Below are 20,600 nucleotides of genomic sequence, written 5' to 3'. Positions count from 1 at the left end.
GAACATCACCCTCCCAACCCGACGTACCGTTTCAAGCCAAGCCGCCACGCCGCATGCGCGGCTCCGGCCAGCAGCACGATCCAACCGCATTGGATGAAGATGCCTGTCAGTGCTTCGCCCTCAGCCAGCCGGCCATTGAGCACGTTGACCGGGAAATAAATCGTATATTTAAACGGCAGCAGATTAAACCATCCATTCAGCGTCTCGCCAAACACTTCGAGCGGCACCATCCCTCCGCTTAAGATTTGCACGACGAGTCCAGTAATGACGAAGAAGTACGAAATCTCCGCCAGCCGAAACGCCAGCGCGCATATCGCATACGACAGCAGGAACTGCACCGCTGCCGCAAGCACGAGGGCCGCGGTGAACAGTCCGATTCGAACCGGTGACAACGGCGTGTGCCCATAACGGATCGCGATCAGCAGCACCGCTGTCACCAAGACGATCAGCACGCTGTCGGACACGACCCGGCTCCCCGCATAGGCGCTGAGCCGATAGCCAAAATAGCTGACTGGGCGCACGAGATAAGCGTTCAGTCCGCCGCTCTTAATATCTTCCGCGATCGTGTGCTCCAGCTGGGTCATGACGAACTTCGCCACGATGCCCGACAGAATGGTATACAGTATCATTTGGCCGTAATCGTATCCGTACAATACGTCTTGGGCAGACGAGCGGTACACCGCAGTCCAGATCAAAGACTGTATGCCGACAGGGAACACGAGGCTGACGAGTCCGATGACGAACTGAAGCCTGTATTCAAGCGATGCCTGCAGTCCAATTTTGAACGCGGCGGCGTATTTGCCGCTGCGCGATCGCTTGCTGTACACGGCGCCAGCTTCAGGCTGCATGCTGCCCGGCTCACCGCTATCCCTCTTGCGCATGCCGCTGCCGCGTTCCGGGTGCTTCTCCATCGTCCCCTTCTCCTTCATTCCCAAACTTCGCTTTATACAGCCGCTCGATCACTTCCTCAACAGGAACCTCCTCGACCGTCCAATCCTCGACGAGGTCGTGATCAATCAGCAACCGGGCCAACGGCTTCACCTCATCCGCCGACACCTCCAGCTCGGCCGTCAAGCCGTCGTGGGTGCGGACAACCGCCAGCAGCCGCACGAGCTCATGCAGCTCTTCCGGCGGAATGAATGCGGCGAACCGCACCTTCATCCGCTTGCGGCGCCCGAACGACTCGCTCATCCGGGAGAGCTTCCCATCATAAGCAATCTGCCCGCCATGGATCACGAGCGCCCGTCCGCAGACGTGCTCGATATCGCGCATGTAGTGGCTCGTTAACAAGATGGTCGCTTGCTTCTCCTCCTTGTACGCTTTGAGGAATTGGCGCACGTTCTGCTGAGCGGCGAAGTCCAGCCCCAGCGTTGGTTCATCCAGAAACAGCAGCTTCGGCCGATGAATGAGCGCAGCGATGATCTCCATCTTCATGCGCTCGCCGAGCGACAAGCGGCGCACCTGCACGCCGAGCAGATGCTTCACATCAAGCATTTCAGCCAGTTCGTCCAGCGTCATCCGGTACTCGCGCTCGTCGATTCCATAAATGCATTTGTTCAAGTAAATCGATTCGTTCGCCGGCAGATCCCACCAGAGCTGGCTCTTCTGGCCCATCACGATCGCGAAGCGGCGCTTGAACTCGCGGCGGCGCTCCCATGGCACATAGCCGAGCACCCGCGCCTCCCCTGCAGACGGGTGCAGGATGCCTGACAGCATCTTGAGCGTCGTCGTCTTGCCCGCTCCATTCGGTCCGATGAATCCGACCGCTTCGCCCTGACCGATGTCGAACGAAATATTGGCGACGGCATGGCGGTACAGCTGCTCGCGGTGGAACAAGTTCCGCAGCGAATGTCTGAGGCCGCTCTGCTTGCGATAATAGGCGAACGTCTTGCTCAAATCACGTACCGTTATGGCGCTCATCGCAGCTTCCCCCTTCCCGACGCAGCGGCTAGGCTCCGTTATTGTACAGCAGCACGCACTTGGAGCAGACCGGCGTCAAGCCGCAGGCCAGCGTTTCGCGCTGCTTGTTGTAGCCCTCGCCGTGAAACACGTCCTTCAAGCTGGCTTCGCGCAGGTCGGCGATCGTGAACTCGGGGAAAAACTTGCACGGGTTCACCTTGCCGTTCGGCAGCACATCCATGCGCGTCGACAGCGCCAGACATTCCGTCCGCCTCATGCCGGGGCGATCCGTGCCGAGCACGAAATCACGCACCTCGTCCGGCTCCAGTGCAGGCTGGAAGCGGATGCGGTTCTTCCACACGCGCGAACGCAGCTTCTCCATCTCGGCGACCAGCGGCTCGATGTTCTCCGGCGACAGGTGGTATGTGAACGAGTGCCAGCTCTTCTTGCCGGGATCCTGCGCCGCTTCGAGCCAGCCGAAGCGCTCGGCAAAATACGTGTCCATCCGCTCGGCCACTTCATTCGGGATATACCATGGAAAAACGAAGTAGACGGAATTGACCCCGACCGATTCGAAATATTCCATAAAATCGTACAGCCGGGTCACCATCGCGTCGTTAATGGTCAGGCTGATCGACACGTCCCCTTTGAATTCGCCCGCACGCTTCCGTTCCAGCAGGAGTTCGATGGCAGACATGACCTTGCGGAAGATGCCGCGGCCGCGAATGGCATCATTCTCCGCTTCGAAGCCTTCCAGGCTAGCGAGCAGGGTCACGCCCTCAGGCAGCTTCAGGAGTGACTCCAGCTTCTGTTCGACGAGCACCGCATTCGAGCATATGGTGGAGATGCGCGGATCGGACGCAAGCAGCTCGCACAGCTCGTCGAGCTTGGAGTACATGAGCGGTTCTCCGCCCCACAAAAACATGCGGGAGCGATACGGCCTCGTCTCCGCGAAGATTTGCTCGATCAGGGAAAAATCAATCTCCCTCCGCGCCTCTTGGCGCTCGAATTCATGATGGTACCCGTCCGGATTCCATTCGAAGCAGTGCTTACAGCGTAAATTGCAGCCGTTGTTGAGCTTAATTCCGATATCGCGCGGCAAATCGAAAGCAAAGGACGGCTCTTGCTTCAAGCCGCGGCTCGCTGCGCTCATGTTGTGCAGCGTCTGCTTCAAGGAACGGAACTCTGCCGGTGTCAGCGTGGCGCTTGTCTTCGGTTGCGTCATGGAAACATCCCTCCGTAATCAGATAATGAAAGCGCACGTCTTTTCAGGTTATTGTGCAGTTGGTCCAATATGCCGATAGCGAAGCCCGACCGGGCCCAACGATCATAGGCGATGCCGAAGCCGAGCCGCTCCCATAGCAAAGCGTTGGCGCGCTCATGCTCGCCGAACGGCTCGAGGTACACGAGCGGCGTCGCCGCCGACAGCGAATCGACGAGCGTGCCGCCGCCCGGCTTGCTCACGATGGCGAGGCTGCGGCGGATGGCGCCGTACAAGCGCGGGCCATCCGTGCCCCGTTCATAGATGGGCGGCTCATCTGGCTTCCATTCCGCCGTCGGCGGGTAGGCGGCCTGATCGCGCTGCTCCGGTTCATCCGACCACGGATGCCAATCCGGATCGGTCATGTAAATGCGGTCGCAGGGGCGTGCCCCGCCCGCTTCCTCCGGCTGATAGGCAACCAGGTCGAGCGCAAACCGATCCTGCAGAGCGGTGATTGCGCTGCGATAGGTGCCGATGCCCCAGCCGCCGCCATGAACGACGATCCGCTCCTCCCGTTCGGCATATGGCACGAGCGGCTCATCCGACATGGCCAGCCGATAGTGGAGGACCGGGTCCTCCCCCTCCAGCCGGAACAGCCAATGATGGCGGAAGCGCTGATACGTATCGCGATATACGCGATACGACGGCGTATCGATCGCATCGAGCCGGAGGAATTCCACGCGCACGGGATCCGGGTGCACGCGTCGGCCATATTGCTCCAGAACGGGCAGCCAGAAGCCCGTCATGGCCAGAAACGTGCGCCGGCCTTGCTCCTGCCACCGCTCGAGCAGCGCTTCGACCGCCTCCGTGTCGAGCACTGGCCCGATGTCGCGCGCGAGGCGGGTTCCCATCAAGGCAGCGCCGAAGCTGTTGTGGAATGCCTGCTTCGTGCGGACAAGCTTCCGCCGCACCTCTTCTGGGAACAGGCGCTCCAGAACTTCGGCTTCCGCCGGAATGCCGCGCCGCCGGAGCCGCTCCTGCAGCCGAATGCCGGGCACATAAGCGCCGAGCGAATTGCCCGACGTCAGAATCGTAACGGGTGAAGCGGATTGCATGAATGGCACCTTCTTTTTCTCATTCAAGATGAGTTCTTATTGAATACTCAATACTGCCTGAACCCCAGCTCTGACAGCATGCGATTGAGCTGCTTGCTTAAAGCTTCGCTGTCATGGCGGCTATCTGCCACAAGCGAGACGTACCAGCGCCCAGACGTATTGCCGCCCGCAGGCGGGAACAGCGTATTGGCGGACAGCGGAATAATTCCCGCACGGCATTCCGGCTTGAACAAAAGACCAGCCTGCTCCATGTGCGCCAGCAGTCGCTCGAACGGCTCCGCTGTGGTTATACCTGCAAAGCCTGCCGGTTCGGCTGCTGCAGCCGTTTTAGCTTCTGATGTGTCGTTGCTGTGTTCGGCTCGTTCCGCTCCTTCGGCCTGTTCTGCTCGTTGTAACGCCCATTCCGGCAGTCCCAGCTGGAGGCATGCCAAGAAGCTCCGCTGGCCGTACCGCTCAAGATGGACGTCAAGACTATGATTAAGCAGCCCCATCGAATGCCGGGCATTGATTTCCACTACGGGATACACGTCGCCATTCTCCAGCAGCATCGAGTCGACGCATACAGGGCCGAAGTAGCCTTCCTGATAGAGGCGGACAGCCAGCCGCTCCATTGCTTCGAAGTATCCGGCTCCCGCCAGCCGATCCATCAGGTCGGCGTCAGCCGCACACGAACCCGCGTAATTAAGCTGACGGTTCAACATGCGCTGCACGCCGAGCAGCGTAATGCGCCCGTCCGAAGCAATATACAACTGGCACGAGAAGTCGGTCTGCTTCACAAGCCAGGGCTCTAGCAGCAGCATGACTCGCTTGCCAGTCTTCTGCTGCACGCGGAGATAGTCGGTTATCCGCCCGAGAAGCGCCGGGGAATCAACGACCAGATTGCCTCTCCCGGACACGCCGTACGGGTCCTTCATCACTAGCCTACCACACTGCCGCAGCAGCTCCGCACCGATGCGCTCCACCTCGGCGGCATCCTCTGCAAGGCGTCCCTGCGGCTTCAATTCCAATTCGGCCGCGAGCCGAAGGGAATAGGCCTTGGAGTTAACTCTCGCGACGATGTTCGCTGCCGGAATCATCCCCGTCAAGTTATAGCGTCGTGCCAATTCGGCCGCGGACGGGATGACCGCATAAGGCGCGCACGGCAGCTCCCGCATCAAGCTGCGCCATTCCGCCTGTGCCGGATGGCCGGCAATCGCCTGAAAGACGTCATCCCCGCTATCGGTTCCGCGTGACGCGGTATCGCCTATGGATAGCGAGCGGAAGTGGAACCCAATCTCCCGCAAATATGCCGTATGAGCCTCATTCATTGCCTGCCGCGTCACCAGCACGCCGTCCTCTCCGCTTAGCGGAAACAACAGCTCGTCCATGAATCCGGTGACAGAGCGCCCTTGCTCGGCCCGGATGGCAGGCAGCGTCGCCAGCTCAGCCGGGCGCCAGTACGCCTCTGCGTCGAACGTCCCGAGCGCAATGCGCGGCCCGTCATAGATCGGCTTAGGCGCTTGCAATGATGCCTCCGGCATCGGGTTACGCACGCTGCTCAACCTCGACGCCCAATGCTTGCAAGAAGCCGAGGAACGCCCGCACTGTCTGCAGATGCTCATAATCGAAACGTTCGAAATCCATCTGCACTTTAAATTGCTCCTCCACCTTCAGCATGAAATGAATGAGCTGGAGTGAATCCATGCCGACCTCCTCGATAAGGTTCGTCTCCGGAGTAAGCCTCAGCTCCCAAGAAGGGTCCTCCTTCACTTCGCTTACTAAGCGGGCCAACGTATCGATTGCGTGCATACCACCACTCCTATTCTCTATGAATCGAATATCGAACATTCTTAATCAACATATGACTAAATGATGAAAATATGTCATTCAACTTTCAAGATATCGATATCGTTTTCATGATTTTTCATAAGATAGCATCATCAAGGCAGATCCATTTCGCCCCCCTCAGGAATCTATTGGTTATATGCTATAATGGGGAACTATGTACAAGGAAAAGGAGGGTGATAACGAGATGGATCAACTATTTCGCTCGATCTTCGAGCTAGTTGACGGGACGAGGCTGCTCATTGCCATCGGCATCCTGCTTTTGTTTCTGCTGTTCCGCAAGTGGGTCGTCGGCTATCTATTCCGCTTCATCGTTCGCATGGCAGACAAGACGCAAAGCACCCATGTCGCCAGCTTCATACATTCCTTCGAACAGCCTGTCCGAATGCTGCTTATTTTGGGAGGTGTGAACGCGGCCTTTCATTTCTACTTTCCCGATCAGTGGCCTTATTGGGCGCTGTTCAATCAAATAAGCCGGAGTTCCTTTATTGCAATCGTCGGGTGGGGCTTATACAATTTTTCCGGGCGCTCCTCCAACCTGTTTACCGGATTCACCACGCGCTTGGGAGTCGAGCAATCAAGCATGCTGATTCCCTTCCTGTCGCGTATCCTTCGCATCGTTATCGTGGCCGTAGCCATTACGATGATTTCCTCCGAATGGGGGTACAGCATCAACGGTCTGGTGGCGGGGCTCGGACTAGGCAGTCTGGCGGTCGCTATGGCGGCCAAGGATACGTTCAGCAATTTCATTGCCGGGGTTATCATCATTACGGAAAAGCCGTTCGCGCAGGACGACTGGATTCAGACGTCTACCGTAGAAGGAGTGGTCGAGGACATCTCGTTCCGCAGCTCAAGAATCCGCACGTTCGCAGATACGCTCGTCACCGTTCCTAACGCTACGTTGGCTGATCAGGCGATTACGAACTTTAGCCGAATGGGCAAACGACGCATCACATTCACACTCGGCGTCGCGGTGGATACAGGGCGGGCAAGCCTGCTTCGTGCGGTAGAACAGATTCGAGAGCATATTACTACCCATCCCGAGATTGCTCCAGGAACGATTATGATTCGGTTCACCGAGTTTCATGCGGACCAGCTCGGCATTATGTGTTACTTTTTTACGCAGTCGACGGTGTGGGCGGAGCATTTGCGTGTGCGTGAGGAAATTAATTTTGCGATTATGGGCATTTTGGAGCAGGAAGGCGTTCGTCTCGCCATGCCGGCACAGCGGGTGTTTCTCGAAGCGAATGAGCAAGAATATTCGAAGACAGCCACCAGCTATGACTCGTGATCGAAGGAAACAGGTGTGACTCTAGGGTTCCACAAAGTCCTTTTGCCCACTATTCCCTTGATTCAGAAAAACACGAGCCCTATCGAATTACTCGGTAAAGCTCAATCGCTATTCACTTCTGGAGGCAGAACAAATCTTCCTATTCGTATACAAGAAACCTTAAGCATTGCCTTCAGTTGCTGAGTTTTCATTGCGTAATCTGAACCATGGGGAGAGTGAGCAAAAGAGCTATTCGACGACTCTTGCCTTGCTCAGTCTGAGTCATAGGAAGAGTGGACATAAGGCTTCAACGAAATAGCATTCAGATACACTATACTTCCCTACAAAAAGAAACGGCCATGCCGTACTTAGTACGACATGCCGTTTCTCTCGGCGGCTATCTATTTCACGGCATCCCTATAGTTCAGAGACACGCACGCTCATAGTTAGGCCAGCTATAAAATTATTGTTGGTTAATATGTTTTATTGCTCATAAATTTGGTACATGGTTGTTTCTTCGTCCGTGGCTCGGGCTGTATGATAAGCTTCCTGAATGGTCTTTTTGTTCTGGATGAGCTCGTAGCCAAAGCGCAGGGCGAACATGAGCGCCGCGTTGCCATCTGGATAATCGTCCGGTCCGATATAGGTCTTGCAGCCGCATTCCAAAAAGGCCTGAGCCAGCTCACCATTTCCCAGATCGCATCCGTTAGCCAATACAGTCCTGCCATCCAGCTTCGCAAAGCGCCGAATCTCAGCAGGGCCAAAGTCACCCCGCGGTTCCCCCTCTTCATAGACCGATTCTCCCAGCTCCGGCATGACGAACTTCCCCTCGTCGCCATGGAAATTGAGGATGATCAGATCCGTACCGGGATAGATGTCTTCGCCAGACAACACCGACATAAAATCACTCGGTCTCCCGACCCAATACATAAACACTCGCGTGCCAAAATATTCCAACGCAGCGCGTATCGCTTGCGTATCCATATCACAATCTGGACCGCATACCAAAGCAACATTCATTTCAGGCTTACTCATTTTTCATCCTCCATATGCATATAGGCGTTATTTTGATTCAATCATGGTCTAATTGCCTGTCATATGGAGGCGGTCGGGCCCGCCACGGAATAAAGCCGCGTTATAATATAGTTATTTTCATAGCTGTATACTCCTCTTCATATCTATCAAAACTCATTGTTAATACTTTACCATCCGGCAAAAAAATTTCCAAATATTAAAATATTATTAAAATTTCCTTACCAAACGTATCGATTTTCAACCGATAAGCAGACCTATATTTCCAAATTGCTCCCCCTGCTTCATGCGATGGAAGGCTTGCATCGTGTCTTGCAAAGGATACATCCGATCAATAATTGGCTTGAGTGAATGCTGTTCCATAAAATCGAGCATTTGGTGAAATTCTTCAAGGCTTCCCATCGATGTGCCGATGATACTGATTTGGGGAAAAAAGAGCGCGCGCAAAGGGAGTTCAATTTGATCGCCTGAGCTTGCTCCAAAACTTACGATCCGGCCATTTGGCTTCAACACATCGAAATAGTTGGGAAAGGTGGCGGGCCCAATACTGTCAAGAATAAGGTCGGCTTTTTCACCGTGCAGACCTTCGTTCCAATCACCATGACTATCGAAGGCACGATCGGCCCCATATGTTCGCGCCGCTTCTCTCTTCTGTTCGCTGCGTGATGTCACCGTTACTGTGGCCCCTGCTGCTTTGGCCATCATCATCGCATAAGTGGCCACGCCGCTTCCAATGCCGGGTATGATGATATGTTCGCCTTTTTGTAATCGGCCTTTCGTGAACAAGGCCCGATAAGCAGTCAACGCGGCTAAAGGCAGCACTCCCGCTTCTTCCCATGATAGGTAAGCCGGTTTTTTCACTGCATTTTTAGCAGGAATAATGACATATTCGGCAAACGTGCCATCCGCAGGACTGCCCAAAATTTGCAGATTCTGCGGCACATCATCAATCGACTCCCAATTTAGACTTGGGTGGATGATAACCTCACTGTTTACAGTCAGGTGCGACACTCCTTCTCCAACCGCCTCGATAATACCTGCGCCGTCAGAACCTAGAATCAAGGGCGAATCGTTTTCCGTTCTTGCCTTCATAATAAACAGGTCGCGATGGTTCAACCCTGCTGTTTTCAATCTCACCTTCACTTCGCCAAAACCAGGGTTTTTAGAAGATACGTCCTCATATTTCAGTCCCTCTATGCCACTCTTGCCAACATGCACGATAGCTTTCATCATGTTCCCTCCAAGTGCTTCATTTCGCAACCTTTTTAATTTGTTGTTTGAATTCGATTTTACACATCGATGATCATCAAGTAAAATGAACAAAATCGAATGCAGGTATCAATAATAACAATACCAAGAAGGGGACATCGATGTGGAAAGCGGAGATTTGAGAGTATTTCAAGCCGTTGCTCGTGAAGGCAGCATTACGAAAGCCGCTCAAGCCTTGAACTATGTGCAGTCCAATGTGACCAACCGAATTCAGCAGCTTGAATCTCAATTAGAAACACAGCTTTTTTATCGCACCAATCGGGGCATGAAGCTAACCGCCTCAGGTAAAAACTTATTGGATTATGCGGATAAAATATTATATTTGTTAGACGAGGCTGAAAAATCCACACGCTTTGCAGAGTATCCCAAAGGGCCGCTTCGGTTAGGCGCGCTAGAAACGACGGCAGCCATTCACCTTCCCCAGCTTATGGCGGGGTACCATAAAAAATTTCCCGAGGTCAATCTGTCGCTCATTACAGGAGACACGCACGCTTTGTTGCAGAAGGTTCTCCATTATGAACTGGACGGCGCTTTCGTATACGGGCCGCTTGCCCATCCTGATATTGAACAGTTTGCTGCGTTCGAGGAGGAATTGGTGTTGGTGTCCGAACCGTGTGAATCCAGCCTGAAAGAATTGTTAACCAGACCTTTGCTGTTTTTTAGCACAGGCTGCTCTCATCGGGCAAGAGCGGAACGCTTACTTCTGGAAGAAGGCATCGATAAAAATAATATTATGGAATTCGGCGCGTTAGAGGCGATTTTAGGGGGAGTCTCTGCCGGATTGGGAGTATCCTTACTGCCCAAATCGTCGATTGCCAGCCTGGAAAGCAGAGGGGGCATTTGCTCTCGCCGCTTACCTGAAGCGTATCGGGAAATAAACATTTTATTTGTTTATCGGCGGGATTTTTTCATGACGAATGCTTTTCAGACATTTATAGACTTTATGAAAGTGAAATGAATATGTTCTCTAATAAAACTGCCCAACATATAGGTTTGAGCAACGAAAGGACAGCCATTATGCTGTCCTTTTGTTCAATTGCACTGCCATTTTCGTCCCAAAAAGGAACCCGCTGCGGCAAAGGTATGCGGTCTTATTTCTTGTGCTGCCTATTCTCCACTAGCCTGCCTCGCTTTTTTAATCTTTACTACCTGGCTCTGCGGGACGGAGGCATCGTGGTATACGACGAACGCCTTGTCGAAATGCTGCAAGTAATCAGCATTCTGCGACTTCGGCGAGAGAATAATCATCTTGCGGACAAGCTCTTGCTCGTACAGTTCGAACACTCTGGCCTTGCGGCTCTCATCGAGAGCGCTGTCGAATTCGTCGAGGACAATGTAGCCGGGGTTCGTCTCTATCGTCTTCAATAGCGCGAGGGCAAACAGCAGGGAGCTTAGCGATTCTTCGCCCCCAGAGACACCTTTGCCCACCTTGTTGCCGCGTCCTTTCAAGCTGACTTCTTCCAGTGGACCGCGATGTCCTTGCTTGCGCGCTCGGACATTCAAGAAGTATTTGATGTCCCCATGCTTCGATTCTTGATGATGCCAATCGACCTCGCCATCGAAGCCGAACATGTCCATGTAGGCAATGAATTTGGCATTGACACGATGCACCTCGTATTGAATGGAATTGAACAGCTTGTCTTCCAGTTCTTGAAGCTGCTCTTCCAACTGGTTCATGAGTGTCTTTGAATTTTGCACATCCTGGGCGCCACGTTCGTACGCTTCCCGCGTCCGTTCATAGTTTTCCATCGCATACTCGTTCACCTGCTCACTGCAAGCAACCTGTAATTGGATCACCGCCTGTTCACGTTCAGACCGCCAGGCCGTTCCGGTCTTATGTTCGCTATCGCCTTCCACAGCTTGTTCCATCTCCAGCTCCAGCTCCAACTTCACCTCATCCCACAAAAATGGAAGCCGTTCGTGCCATTGCTGCAGCTCTACCTGCATTTCTGCCCATTTCTGCTGGCTGACATCTCGCTCTTCGGAGCGGTTGCGATGCTGTCGCTCTGCCTGTTCCATCGATCCTTCCGTATCTTGAAGCAGGCTTCGCTTCTCCCGCGACCTGCGTTTTGAGCTTTCGATCGAGGTGTCCAGACGCTCCAACCGGTTCCCGATGTCTCTTCCTTCACGGGTTAACTCTGCTTCCTCCCGCTGGAGCTCTGTCAGTTCCCGTCCTAACTGCTGAAGCCGCTCGATCTGCTCCCGCTCATGCTCGTATTGATCATAGATTTCCGCATATTGTTGCAGCTGCTTAGCTTGATGATCCAACGCAGCATGCCTTGCGTTCAACTCCGCAATCTCCGCATCCGCTGCACTGCGACGCTCTTTGCATGCATCGCGTTCGGCTGTATATTGCGCTAGCTGCTTGGCTCTCAATTCCCGTTCGGCAGAATCGGCCAGGAGCGTCTCCGCCTGCTGCACCTGCAGCAGCACGGAACGAAATAACGCCAGCTGCTCCTTGACCCGCTCCCACTCACTCTCTTTATTTTCATACGCAAGCTGTTGCTTCACAATAGTCTCTTGCAGCCTCTGTACGCGGATCCGCACTCCTTTCGTATTGAGCAGCCATTGTTGCATTTCCTGAGGGCCGCGACGCGCATACCGTTCAACGAGCACCCCATCCTGCAGCTTCGTATCGCTCCCCCCTTGCGCTAACTCATGCAGCCACCACAGCGCCTTCATCGCGGCCGTATACATCTGATCACTCAATCCATTCTTTACTCGAATGCCGAACCCTTCGAGGCCTTCCAACGAGCGTTCCGGTACAACGGAAGGCAGCTCGACATGAATCAGGTCGTTAGGAGGTGCGAATGATTTGCTCTCGACAAATACACTGTATTTGACCGCTTCCAGCATGAATTCCTGGTCCAACGGAGCATGCTCGTCCATTTCCAACAGCTGCTGCAGCGTGTACACCTGTATTCCCTTCTGCCTGAACACGCGTACGGACTGCTCTTGGCGCTTCGACAGCGCCTGTTCCGCTTGTAGCGAAGCTGCTTCCTGCTTAAGCTGCTCCATATGCTGATACATCTGCCGCGTTTCGTCTTGAAGGACGAGATAGCGGGCGTCCAAGCTTTCAATTTGCAGTTGGACGAAATGGCTGTCGCCGAACTCCTGCAGGACATTGCGCGATTTCTTCTCCCCTTCCCGATCCTGTTCGATACGGGCGGACAAGCCGCCGATCTCCTCTTGCAGCTTATCCAATCGCTGCTGCAGCGAATCCCGCTCTTCCGTCAACTGCCGGATGGCAGACTGAACCCGATCCAAGCGGTTCCGGGTATCTGTCAACAACAACTTCACCTCATCTGCCGCATGCGGTATCAGCTTGACTTGGTCGGCCAGCGCCTTCAAGCGGTCATTGAGCTCCGTCCGCTCTTGCTCACGCTCTTCAACGGCTGCCTTAACTTGTATGAGCCGCAGCTCGATCGTCTGCAGCTTAAGATCCCATTCCTGCCTCTCCGTCTGTCGAACCGCCTGTTCTTCTGCCAGCCGTTCCATGTCCATGAGCAGCAGCGCCTTGCGATCGCGAAACTCCTCAATATCGATCTCCAGCTGTTCCATCTGGCCCTCGAACAGACGCTGTTCTTGTTGATAACGGCTCATGAGCACCGTGGAGGCGTGCACGAATACCTGCAGGCTCTCCAACCTTCTCTGATTACGGTCCAGCAGCCGATCGCGTTCCTTCTGCCATCTGTCTAGATCGAACTTATGATGGAACTGGTTCTGCTCAGCCTCTTGCAGCGACTTGGCCCCCTCCTGCAGCTGCTCCTTGGCAGCTTCCCAGTTGCGCTGCATGCGGTCGATCTGCGTCATCTCGCTGAAGATGCGGAATCGCTCCTCCGGTCTCATCGTCGCGAATTGATTCACATCCTGCTGGTACCAGATGAGATAGAATGAATCGGGATCCACCACATACTTGTGCTGCAGCTGATAGCGATACTCGCGCAAGCTGTTCGCACTGTCACCCGACGTAAAGCGGGTTTCCCGCTCCCACTCCCCAGGCCGTTCCCCTTCGCGAATCCAATATTCTTTTTTAAGCGGATCGCCAGGCTTCTGCTCCAGATGCAAGGAGAACTGGATATATTGCGCTGCATCAATCGGCTTAGGACCAACATTGGCAAATACGAGTTGGATCTTGGCGTGCCACACTTGGTCCTGTTGGATGTTTTTTGAACGCAACCCTTCCAATTCTACTTTTGCCGATCCAAGCACTGCTCCCATGCAGAACGTCAGCGTTGATTTGCCGGAGCCGTTGGGACCTGTAATGAGAATATGTTCCATCATTCCGGATAAATCCAAGCGTGTCGCCGGGTAATCTCGTACTCCAGAAATGCTGAGCTCCCAAGGAATCATAACGTGTCAGCGCCTCCCAGATTGTATCGTTTGAAAAATTTAAGCACTTCGTCCATATGCAGCTGCTGCGATTGGCTGAATTCCGCAAAGCGCTTCAAGTATGAATTGCCGAACATCCGGCTTCCGATGGCCGTTAGCTCGTAAGCCTCTTCTTCGGATACGCTCTCGAACTTCGTAATCGCGCCGATACGCATGAGCGCGCTAAGATTCACTTGCATTTTCCGCCGAATGTCCAATGTCTCATGACCGAACGCTTCGAGCAGTTGGGTGAACAGCGTGAATTCATTCTGCAATACGTCTTGATGATAGAAAATAAACATTAACAACGCCAAGCTCTCCGCAGACAACATATCCTTCGCCTGCCGCGCTGGCACGCGCATCAGCAAGATCGTCTGATCCCGGCGCTCGTCGTACACCAGTTGAAAATATCGCGCCATCGATTGGTTGACGCGGTCGATAAACTGATGAAAGGCGTCGATTTCTTCCGGCTTCAACTGCAGCAGGCGCATCACTTCGCGGCGCGGCAGCCCAAAGTTGTCGTTCCGCACAGTCGCCGAAGAAGAGAACATAATCTGCATGAACGCATGTTCTTCGTCCGGACTCAGCACCGCCGTCAGTTGGGCCATTGCAGCCAATGGCCGGTGGTTGTCCACATAGCTGTCATTCGGTTCGAGTTGTTCGGATAACATATTGCCGGTCTGATTCATCGGCCCATTCCCACTCCTTCTTCTGCGTCATTTGTTCTGCGTCACGTCCATCTTCTTCAGCGGTGTCACGCGACATCACGGCGTGCCGGTTCGATACGACCGCCGATACGGCCAGCAAGGCATTGATCGCATCCGCCCATTGCTCCGATCCCGCTTCCAGCACAAGAGGCTCAATCCCAACCTGCCGCTTTTCCGCCAATACTCGCTCCACGTCTTCCGTGCGAATCATCGCCTTCGTCATTTGCCACTCGATATCGTCAAGATGTGTATTCAACTCAGTCTCCGTCCACTCCTGCGCATCCTGAAACATCTCTTCATCGTACTCCTCGATCGGTTCTGTGGACGGCGTGTAATTTTCCAAATATCGGATCGTGGACATCACTTGCGACTCCGGTATCGGAGAAGCGAACTTGACCGGCACCCACAATCCGTCCAACCGCTCGCCTTCATCCCGATTTTGTTCCATAAAGCTTAAAATTTCCGTACCATTCGGCAAGGCTGACTCCGGCTTCTTATGGAAGGAATCGATCACATATTGCTTGAAGGCTTTCGCATCAATTTGCACGCCGACTTCCGTCTGCTGGATATGAGCGAATTTTAAAATTTTTTGCAGAGTAGACAGGCTGATCTGCGTCCCTTCGAGCATGACGTCGGTTCCCTTTTTGAACAACCGATTCCATTTCAAGCCCTCTTCGAACGTTTTAAGCTTATCCATCCGTTCATTGACGCGCTTGTCCAATTGCTTCATCAGCTCGACAATAATCTGAACTTGAGGAAGAGCATGCCGATCTGCCAAAAATTCCAGCTGCCGCTCCTTCAGCTTGTCAACCGCTTCCTCCACATTCCGAATCATGCTGGCCAGACGGTTGCCGCCCGAAATGCCTTTGTCATCGTACGCTTCACTCAAATCTGCATCCCGTGATGCCTGAAATAACGATCTCGCAATTTCATCCCGCATGTAATACGCCAAAGAATCGTTCGCAAGGCGAATCAATGTGTCCATCAGCCGCTTGCCGACGTCCATCATCAAGATGCGCCGCTTCGTGCGTACAATCCAGTTGTATTTTTCCAATACATTCAACAGACGATCGATCGACAGCGGCGGTTCTTCCCCGTAACGGTTCCGGTAGCGGTAATAAAGGGCATTGGCATCTTCAAGCGGCTGTTCCAGACCGAGCGCTTCTTCATGAATCAAATTGAGTAATTGCAGCATATGAAGCACTTTCAACGGTTCTTCAAAATATTCGCGCAGTTCATTCAACACGCCGGACAGCTTAATAATGTCACGGAGCGATTCTTTCAGCAGGGGCGTATCATTATCGATATCAAATATCGAGATTAGCCGCTGATCCATGTCTTCCACAGCTCCACCCCTCCAAGCAGTTCCTCTTGTTCCATTGGCTTCTCTTTATCCAGCACTTCCTGCAATTCCCGCTCATAAGCTTCCCATGCTGTAAAAGCTTCCCCCCGCTGTGTCAACGGATGGGACAAAATCCACTTGACAGCGATTCGAGAATGATGAGGAAGAAGCTCTCGCACATGTTCCGATATAATCCCGCCCGCGCGATCCGTATCGCACCAGACGAGCACTTGAACAATGGAGAGCGAACTGGCCAGGACGTCCTTAATAAGCTTGCGATGTCCGCTGCGCAGCTGACCATCCAGTCCGATGACCAGGCTGTCCGTATCAGATAGAAAATCCGGTTCCACGCACATTCGGGTCAATATAGCGCGATTTTCCACGAGCCATACATTCCGGCAGGACGTGGAAAATGTCATGTCAAACACCGTCAGATCAGTTGTCGCATGCATATATCCTTGCGGATACTGAACGCCCAGGTTACTCCGCATGTCACCCGCGAACAAGATCGGCGTCACGGCACCGAGACTGACTAAGCCAATAAAATGAAGCGGCAGCTCCAGATCGCCCTCCAGCTTGTTCAGAAAGTCATCCTTGTCCCCATCGAATGCTTTCGAGCCCCCTATGTGGCCGTAGTAAGCCGCTCCGATCTGCTTCCAATCAAAGGCAGCCTGCTCCGTTCGCACCATGGCGAGCGCAAGCACGAACTCCACGTACCTGCTCAGCTTGCCGTCTCTCCAACGGACGCCGAATGTCTCCGCAACCGGGGTCATGGCATGCTGCTTCCGTGCATCGGCAAGCGCATTATGCAATCTGTGGATGTACGCATGCAGACTTGCTAGAACTTCATCATGCCGCTCCTGCTGCTTCCGGGTTACCCCCTGCATTCCTGCTAGCTTGCCTAAGAGAAGTTCACATTGGCCGCTCCAGACTTCAATCTGGTCAAGCATCGTCTCTTGCTCTAGCTGCTCTAGTTGTTGTTGAATATGGCAGAGGGCAAGTCCCATCACATAGAACGTCCGTCTCGTCGTCTTTCCGTCGGCAGCATATTCCGTCTTACGGTAGATCCACCCCTCCTGCAGCCAGTCATTCAGCCGTTCCTCGGCTATGCTCGAAGCAGATGTGAGCAACTCCCGCTCTGTTTTCTTTACATGGGTGCTATGAAATATCGTCAGTAGAGGCTGAATGTGCTCGTGTTCCACGGACACGGATTCTGGCGAGTCCTTCGGAATGAATCCAGTGAACATGCCCATCCGTCTATACGTCCTTGCCGAATGCTTCATCACATCGACATCGAACGATCTGTCAGTTTGCTGTAAAAGTTGGAGCTCTTCGCTTTTCTTGACATAGTTCTGATTAATAAATGCGATCACTTGAGTTAGCTGATTCGACGCTTCGTTCATCATAACCGCCCGTCCATTGGGAAGTGTTATTACGGACATTGTATCATATGCGTCGAAACAGGGCAGAACAGTACTTTATGGGCGTTTGCACGCCAATAAGGCAATTTCATGAAATTGCTACAGAACTAAGAGGTATTTTTCCTTTTTTACCGTATATATACATATAGTCATGTTCATATCCAGACAATTACAAAGGGAAAAGGAATGAGATGGGTGACACGCGCGCTTTACATGAAATTGATGGTGGTAAGTTGTACGTTGGCGCTCTTGAGCGCATGCGCTCCGGCACGCAAGCCAAGTGATGCGGAAGAGCCTTCAACTGAGTCACGCTCCCCTGACAAGGAAAAACAGCCCGTAATCGGGAGTGTTCCTCAAAGCTAGGGAGTGTATTTCTCGAAAAAAATAAATCGCCTTGTCCTTTTTCAAAGGGGCAAGGCGATTATTTTAGTCCTGGGGCTGGGATAGACTGATCACATTTCTCCAAGCTGATATCAGTTGGAGTTTAAAAAATGTTGACAGAAGCAGCTGTATTCATTATATTAAATGCATGAGCATGCATATATAATTTCGTTTGAACATTTTGTACACCCTATATGAGCATGCCAAATCCAGATAGCATATAAAGAGGAGATAAGTCATGAAGGATTTATTTACCCCCTATGAAATGATGGAATTGAAACTGAAAAACCGTGTAGTTATGCCTCCGATGTGTCAATATTCAGTCAGCGACAAAGATGGGATCGCTACTGATTGGCATTATATGCATTATGTGAGCCGGGCTATCGGTGGAGCTGGGTTAATTATTATTGAAATGACCGATGTTGAGCCTGATGGCCGCATTTCTGATTTTGATCTTGGGATCTGGTCCGATGACCAAATTCCTGCGTTAGCTAGAATCGTTGATGGTTGTCATGCTTATGGCGCTAAGGTGGGCATTCAAATTGCTCACGCAGGACGCAAGGCCGAAGATGCGGCGGTTCCTGTAGCGCCATCGGCAATTCCGTTTGACGCTGAGTCTAAAACGCCAAGAGAACTAACGACTGCAGAAGTGAAAGCAATGATCGAGAAATTCCGTCTAGGCGTAGCACGAGCTGTCAAAGCGGGAGTTGATGTCATTGAGCTTCATGGTGCGCACGGTTATCTCATTCATCAGTTCCATTCACCGTTAACCAACCACAGAACGGATGAGTATGGACAAGATTTAACTCGGTTCGGTCAAGAAGTCATTCGCGCTGCCAAAAGCGAAATGCCGGCAGGCATGCCTCTAATTCTACGTATTTCTGCCAAGGAATATGTGGAGGGCGGATACGGAATTAACGAGAGTCTGGAGTTCAGCAAGGCCTATAAAGAAGCGGGAGCAGATATTTTCCATATTAGTACAGGCGGTGAAGGACCTATTGGGGTTGGACCCATAGCCACTAGCGAAAAACCGGGTTCCCATGCAGCTTATCAAGTGCCGTTAGCCAGAGCAATCAAGCAGAGCCTGGATGTTCCAGTAATAGCGGTTGGAAGGTTGGATGAACCGGCGCTTGCCGATGCGGTAATAGGCAATGAAGAGGCTGACCTTGTTGCGGTAGGACGGGGGATGTTGAGAAATCCTTACTGGGCGTTGGAGGCTGCCGTTCAACTTAATAAAGAGGCAGATATTCCTAAGCAGTATAGATTTGGATTTCCTAGAACGAAAAAATAAAGACTAAATATGATGATTCCTTTTAGGAGACCAGCAGGGTTAGCTTGAGCTGGTCTCTTTTTTCACACCACATCGGTGTTGAGTTGGCAAAAGCTTGAATTCAGACAGCTGCGCTCATTAATGTTATAATGCTGAAAGGATAATTAAGATTCATTACATTCATCAGTAGCTTACGCTCAGGAGAGGAATTGTGAGATGGAGAATGCTCTTAACAATGACCTTATTACTAATTGGTTGACTTTAACTCATATACAAATGAACGTAGCCAATGAATTGGAAGCGAATTTACAACAGAAGTATCAGTTGTCTTTAAAAGAATTTTATTTGCTTTTGTTTTTGTCGGAGGCTCCAGAGAAAAAATTGAAATTGCAACAGTTGGAGTCCATGGTTGGTTTAAGCCAGAGCGCCGTATCCAGACTTGTTAGCCGATTTGAAGCAAAGGGCTGCGGAGCTTTAAAAAGACTTGCCTGCGATGATGATCGCAGAAGTATTTATACTTCGTTGACACCAATAGGCCAAGACAAGCTCGACAGGGCACAAGAGACTTTTGAAGAAGTATTATTAGCGGTCTTTCCTGAGAAACAAATAAAGCTGCTGCTGCAACAAATGCTTCATGTCAAACAGGCCGAATCCGAGTGAACCCTTAGCGCCGTGAACATCCCGCTCTTCATAGCCGCAGGCAACTTGCAGTTTCTTACTACTAAAAATTCGCTTGAACACGAAATCATTGCTCAGCTGGGAGAGCGCTTCGCTGGCAGCGAAGAGGTCAGGGGCTCGAGCCCCCTTGGCTCCACCAATTACAAATACGGACACGCCTAATGGCGTGTTTTTTGTTTGGTGGAACCCCGAGGGGGTGAGAACCAGATTCACCACACTCGAATCTCCGGTTCGAAAAACCAGTCAAATCAAGGCTTTGCACGATTTTGACGAAAAGTTGGGCTTATAACTTATTTTATTTCACGAATCCATTCGTTAAAATGAAGGTGTCCGGACATTAATTCATGGCGCTGTGAAGATAAATATAAATCATATTAAGCTGGTGATTTTTTAAATACTTTTTGTGAATGGTGTTTTATATACAAACACCAGAAGGAGCACAATGAAGAAAATTGGCATATGTGCAGCGATTACCGGTTCTATGACCAGAAAAGAAACAATGCCCGGTCTTCCTGTTACCGTTGACGAAATTATCAATTGCGCTTATGAATGTTCCTGTGCAGGGGCTGCGATCGTTCATATCCATGTTCGCGACAAGGATGAAAGACCATCGCTGGAAGCTTCATTATACAAGGAAGTGTTGACCGGAATTCGTGAAAAAAGCGACATCTTGGTGTGCATTTCCACCTCAAATCACCTTGTTCGAGTATCGGATAAGGAACGAATCAGATTAATGGAATTACAACCGGATTTAGCCTCGCTAGAAGTGACTTCTCTCAAACGACCTGACGGTGGTATTAAAAACTCAACTTTCGCAGCA

General features: G+C 52.2%; 17 protein-coding genes and 1 tRNA gene. 6 read left to right on the top strand and 12 right to left on the bottom strand.

Features of this window, described 5'->3' with window-relative positions:
* Positions 1–5: 5 nt before the first annotated feature.
* From A372_RS0117930 to A372_RS34235, 6 genes are read right to left on the bottom strand one after another with little or no spacing between them, the layout of a single operon-like run.
* Positions 6–911, bottom strand: a complete 906-nt coding sequence (locus A372_RS0117930; protein WP_019422262.1) for an ABC transporter permease — start codon at positions 909–911, stop codon at positions 6–8.
* The gene (locus A372_RS34240) at positions 865–1,920 is read right to left on the bottom strand and encodes an ABC transporter ATP-binding protein (RefSeq protein WP_019422261.1); all 1,056 of its coding nucleotides are present in this window, start codon (positions 1,918–1,920) and stop codon (positions 865–867) included. The genes A372_RS0117930 and A372_RS34240 overlap by 47 nt, the downstream gene beginning before the upstream one ends.
* Before the next feature lie 28 nt (positions 1,921–1,948).
* Positions 1,949–3,124, bottom strand: coding sequence for a radical SAM protein (locus A372_RS0117920; protein WP_019422260.1), 1,176 nt, complete (start codon positions 3,122–3,124; stop codon positions 1,949–1,951).
* Positions 3,121–4,215: a hypothetical protein gene (locus A372_RS0117915; protein WP_019422259.1), complete on the bottom strand. Its 1,095-nt coding sequence runs from the start codon at positions 4,213–4,215 to the stop codon at positions 3,121–3,123. Before A372_RS0117915 ends, A372_RS0117920 begins: the two co-directional genes overlap by 4 nt.
* A gap of 47 nt (positions 4,216–4,262) precedes the next feature.
* Positions 4,263–5,747 carry a hypothetical protein gene (locus tag A372_RS0117910; RefSeq protein WP_019422258.1) on the bottom strand — a complete coding sequence of 495 codons (1,485 nt, stop codon included), beginning with the start codon at positions 5,745–5,747 and terminating at the stop codon, positions 4,263–4,265.
* Positions 5,740–6,003, bottom strand: a complete 264-nt coding sequence (locus tag A372_RS34235) for an acyl carrier protein (protein WP_019422257.1) — start codon at positions 6,001–6,003, stop codon at positions 5,740–5,742. The genes A372_RS0117910 and A372_RS34235 overlap by 8 nt, the downstream gene beginning before the upstream one ends.
* A 223-nt stretch (positions 6,004–6,226) precedes the next feature.
* Between A372_RS34235 and A372_RS0117900 the strand changes: the two genes are divergently transcribed.
* Positions 6,227–7,330 carry a mechanosensitive ion channel family protein gene (locus A372_RS0117900; RefSeq protein WP_019422256.1) on the top strand — a complete coding sequence of 368 codons (1,104 nt, stop codon included), beginning with the start codon at positions 6,227–6,229 and terminating at the stop codon, positions 7,328–7,330.
* Between the two features lie 462 nt (positions 7,331–7,792).
* Here the strand turns inward: A372_RS0117900 and A372_RS0117895 are convergent, their stop codons facing one another.
* The gene (locus A372_RS0117895; protein WP_019422255.1) at positions 7,793–8,344 is read right to left on the bottom strand and encodes a hypothetical protein; all 552 of its coding nucleotides are present in this window, start codon (positions 8,342–8,344) and stop codon (positions 7,793–7,795) included.
* Between the two features lie 237 nt (positions 8,345–8,581).
* On the bottom strand, positions 8,582–9,571 hold the full coding sequence (locus A372_RS0117890) for a zinc-binding dehydrogenase (RefSeq protein WP_019422254.1): 990 nt from the start codon (positions 9,569–9,571) through the stop codon (positions 8,582–8,584).
* A 142-nt stretch (positions 9,572–9,713) separates the two neighbouring features.
* On the opposite strand from A372_RS0117890, the gene A372_RS0117885 reads away from it, so the two are divergent.
* Positions 9,714–10,568: a LysR family transcriptional regulator gene (locus A372_RS0117885; RefSeq protein WP_019422253.1), complete on the top strand. Its 855-nt coding sequence runs from the start codon at positions 9,714–9,716 to the stop codon at positions 10,566–10,568.
* Between the two features lie 149 nt (positions 10,569–10,717).
* Here A372_RS0117885 and A372_RS0117880 read toward each other — a convergent pair whose 3' ends face one another.
* Genes A372_RS0117880 through A372_RS0117865 form a run of 4 tightly spaced genes read right to left on the bottom strand, consistent with a single transcriptional unit; the run spans position 10,718 to position 17,436 of the window.
* Entirely contained in the window at positions 10,718–13,963 is a 3,246-nt protein-coding gene (locus A372_RS0117880; RefSeq protein WP_019422252.1) for an AAA family ATPase, read from the bottom strand.
* A complete protein-coding gene (locus A372_RS0117875) occupies positions 13,960–14,670 on the bottom strand; it encodes a hypothetical protein (protein WP_019422251.1) in 711 nt (236 codons plus the stop codon). Before A372_RS0117875 ends, A372_RS0117880 begins: the two co-directional genes overlap by 4 nt.
* Positions 14,624–16,024 carry a hypothetical protein gene (locus A372_RS0117870; protein WP_237728562.1) on the bottom strand — a complete coding sequence of 467 codons (1,401 nt, stop codon included), beginning with the start codon at positions 16,022–16,024 and terminating at the stop codon, positions 14,624–14,626. The genes A372_RS0117875 and A372_RS0117870 overlap by 47 nt, the downstream gene beginning before the upstream one ends.
* Positions 16,009–17,436, bottom strand: a complete 1,428-nt coding sequence (locus A372_RS0117865) for a hypothetical protein (protein ID WP_019422249.1) — start codon at positions 17,434–17,436, stop codon at positions 16,009–16,011. The genes A372_RS0117870 and A372_RS0117865 overlap by 16 nt, the downstream gene beginning before the upstream one ends.
* 634 nt (positions 17,437–18,070) lie before the next feature.
* Between A372_RS0117865 and A372_RS0117860 the strand changes: the two genes are divergently transcribed.
* The 4 genes from A372_RS0117860 to A372_RS34230 all read left to right on the top strand — a co-directional run.
* Complete coding sequence (locus A372_RS0117860; RefSeq protein WP_019422248.1) at positions 18,071–19,123, top strand: NADH:flavin oxidoreductase/NADH oxidase; 1,053 nt, start codon at positions 18,071–18,073, stop codon at positions 19,121–19,123.
* Positions 19,124–19,318: 195 nt separating this feature from the next.
* The gene (locus tag A372_RS0117855) at positions 19,319–19,762 is read left to right on the top strand and encodes a MarR family winged helix-turn-helix transcriptional regulator (protein ID WP_019422247.1); all 444 of its coding nucleotides are present in this window, start codon (positions 19,319–19,321) and stop codon (positions 19,760–19,762) included.
* A gap of 81 nt (positions 19,763–19,843) precedes the next feature.
* Positions 19,844–19,919: transfer RNA gene (locus A372_RS0117850), tRNA-Ala, on the top strand.
* A gap of 303 nt (positions 19,920–20,222) precedes the next feature.
* On the top strand, positions 20,223–20,600 hold a 378-nt coding region (locus A372_RS34230), incomplete at its 3' end, for a 3-keto-5-aminohexanoate cleavage protein (protein ID WP_019422246.1).

It is taken from the genome of Paenibacillus sp. OSY-SE, assembly GCF_000283315.1.
Classification (GTDB): domain Bacteria; phylum Bacillota; class Bacilli; order Paenibacillales; family Paenibacillaceae; genus Paenibacillus_B; species Paenibacillus_B profundus.
Note: the sequence above shows the minus strand (reverse complement) of the source record. Positions and strands in the feature narration are given on the sequence as shown.

Bases quoted from the DNA above. Each gene is read 5' to 3' on its own strand.
- A372_RS0117930 (WP_019422262.1), bottom strand. From the start codon at position 911: ATGGAGAAGCACCCGGAACGCGGCAGCGGCATGCGCAAGAGGGATAGC.
- A372_RS34240 (WP_019422261.1), bottom strand. From the start codon at position 1,920: ATGAGCGCCATAACGGTACGTGATTTGAGCAAGACGTTCGCCTATTAT.
- A372_RS0117920 (WP_019422260.1), bottom strand. From the start codon at position 3,124: ATGACGCAACCGAAGACAAGCGCCACGCTGACACCGGCAGAGTTCCGT.
- A372_RS0117915 (WP_019422259.1), bottom strand. From the start codon at position 4,215: ATGCAATCCGCTTCACCCGTTACGATTCTGACGTCGGGCAATTCGCTC.
- A372_RS34235 (WP_019422257.1), bottom strand. From the start codon at position 6,003: ATGCACGCAATCGATACGTTGGCCCGCTTAGTAAGCGAAGTGAAGGAG.
- A372_RS0117900 (WP_019422256.1), top strand. From the start codon at position 6,227: ATGGATCAACTATTTCGCTCGATCTTCGAGCTAGTTGACGGGACGAGG.
- A372_RS0117895 (WP_019422255.1), bottom strand. From the start codon at position 8,344: ATGAGTAAGCCTGAAATGAATGTTGCTTTGGTATGCGGTCCAGATTGT.
- A372_RS0117890 (WP_019422254.1), bottom strand. From the start codon at position 9,571: ATGAAAGCTATCGTGCATGTTGGCAAGAGTGGCATAGAGGGACTGAAA.
- A372_RS0117880 (WP_019422252.1), bottom strand. From the start codon at position 13,963: ATGATTCCTTGGGAGCTCAGCATTTCTGGAGTACGAGATTACCCGGCG.
- A372_RS0117875 (WP_019422251.1), bottom strand. From the start codon at position 14,670: ATGAATCAGACCGGCAATATGTTATCCGAACAACTCGAACCGAATGAC.
- A372_RS0117870 (WP_237728562.1), bottom strand. From the start codon at position 16,024: ATGGATCAGCGGCTAATCTCGATATTTGATATCGATAATGATACGCCC.
- A372_RS0117865 (WP_019422249.1), bottom strand. From the start codon at position 17,436: ATGATGAACGAAGCGTCGAATCAGCTAACTCAAGTGATCGCATTTATT.
- A372_RS0117860 (WP_019422248.1), top strand. From the start codon at position 18,071: ATGAAGGATTTATTTACCCCCTATGAAATGATGGAATTGAAACTGAAA.
- A372_RS0117855 (WP_019422247.1), top strand. From the start codon at position 19,319: ATGGAGAATGCTCTTAACAATGACCTTATTACTAATTGGTTGACTTTA.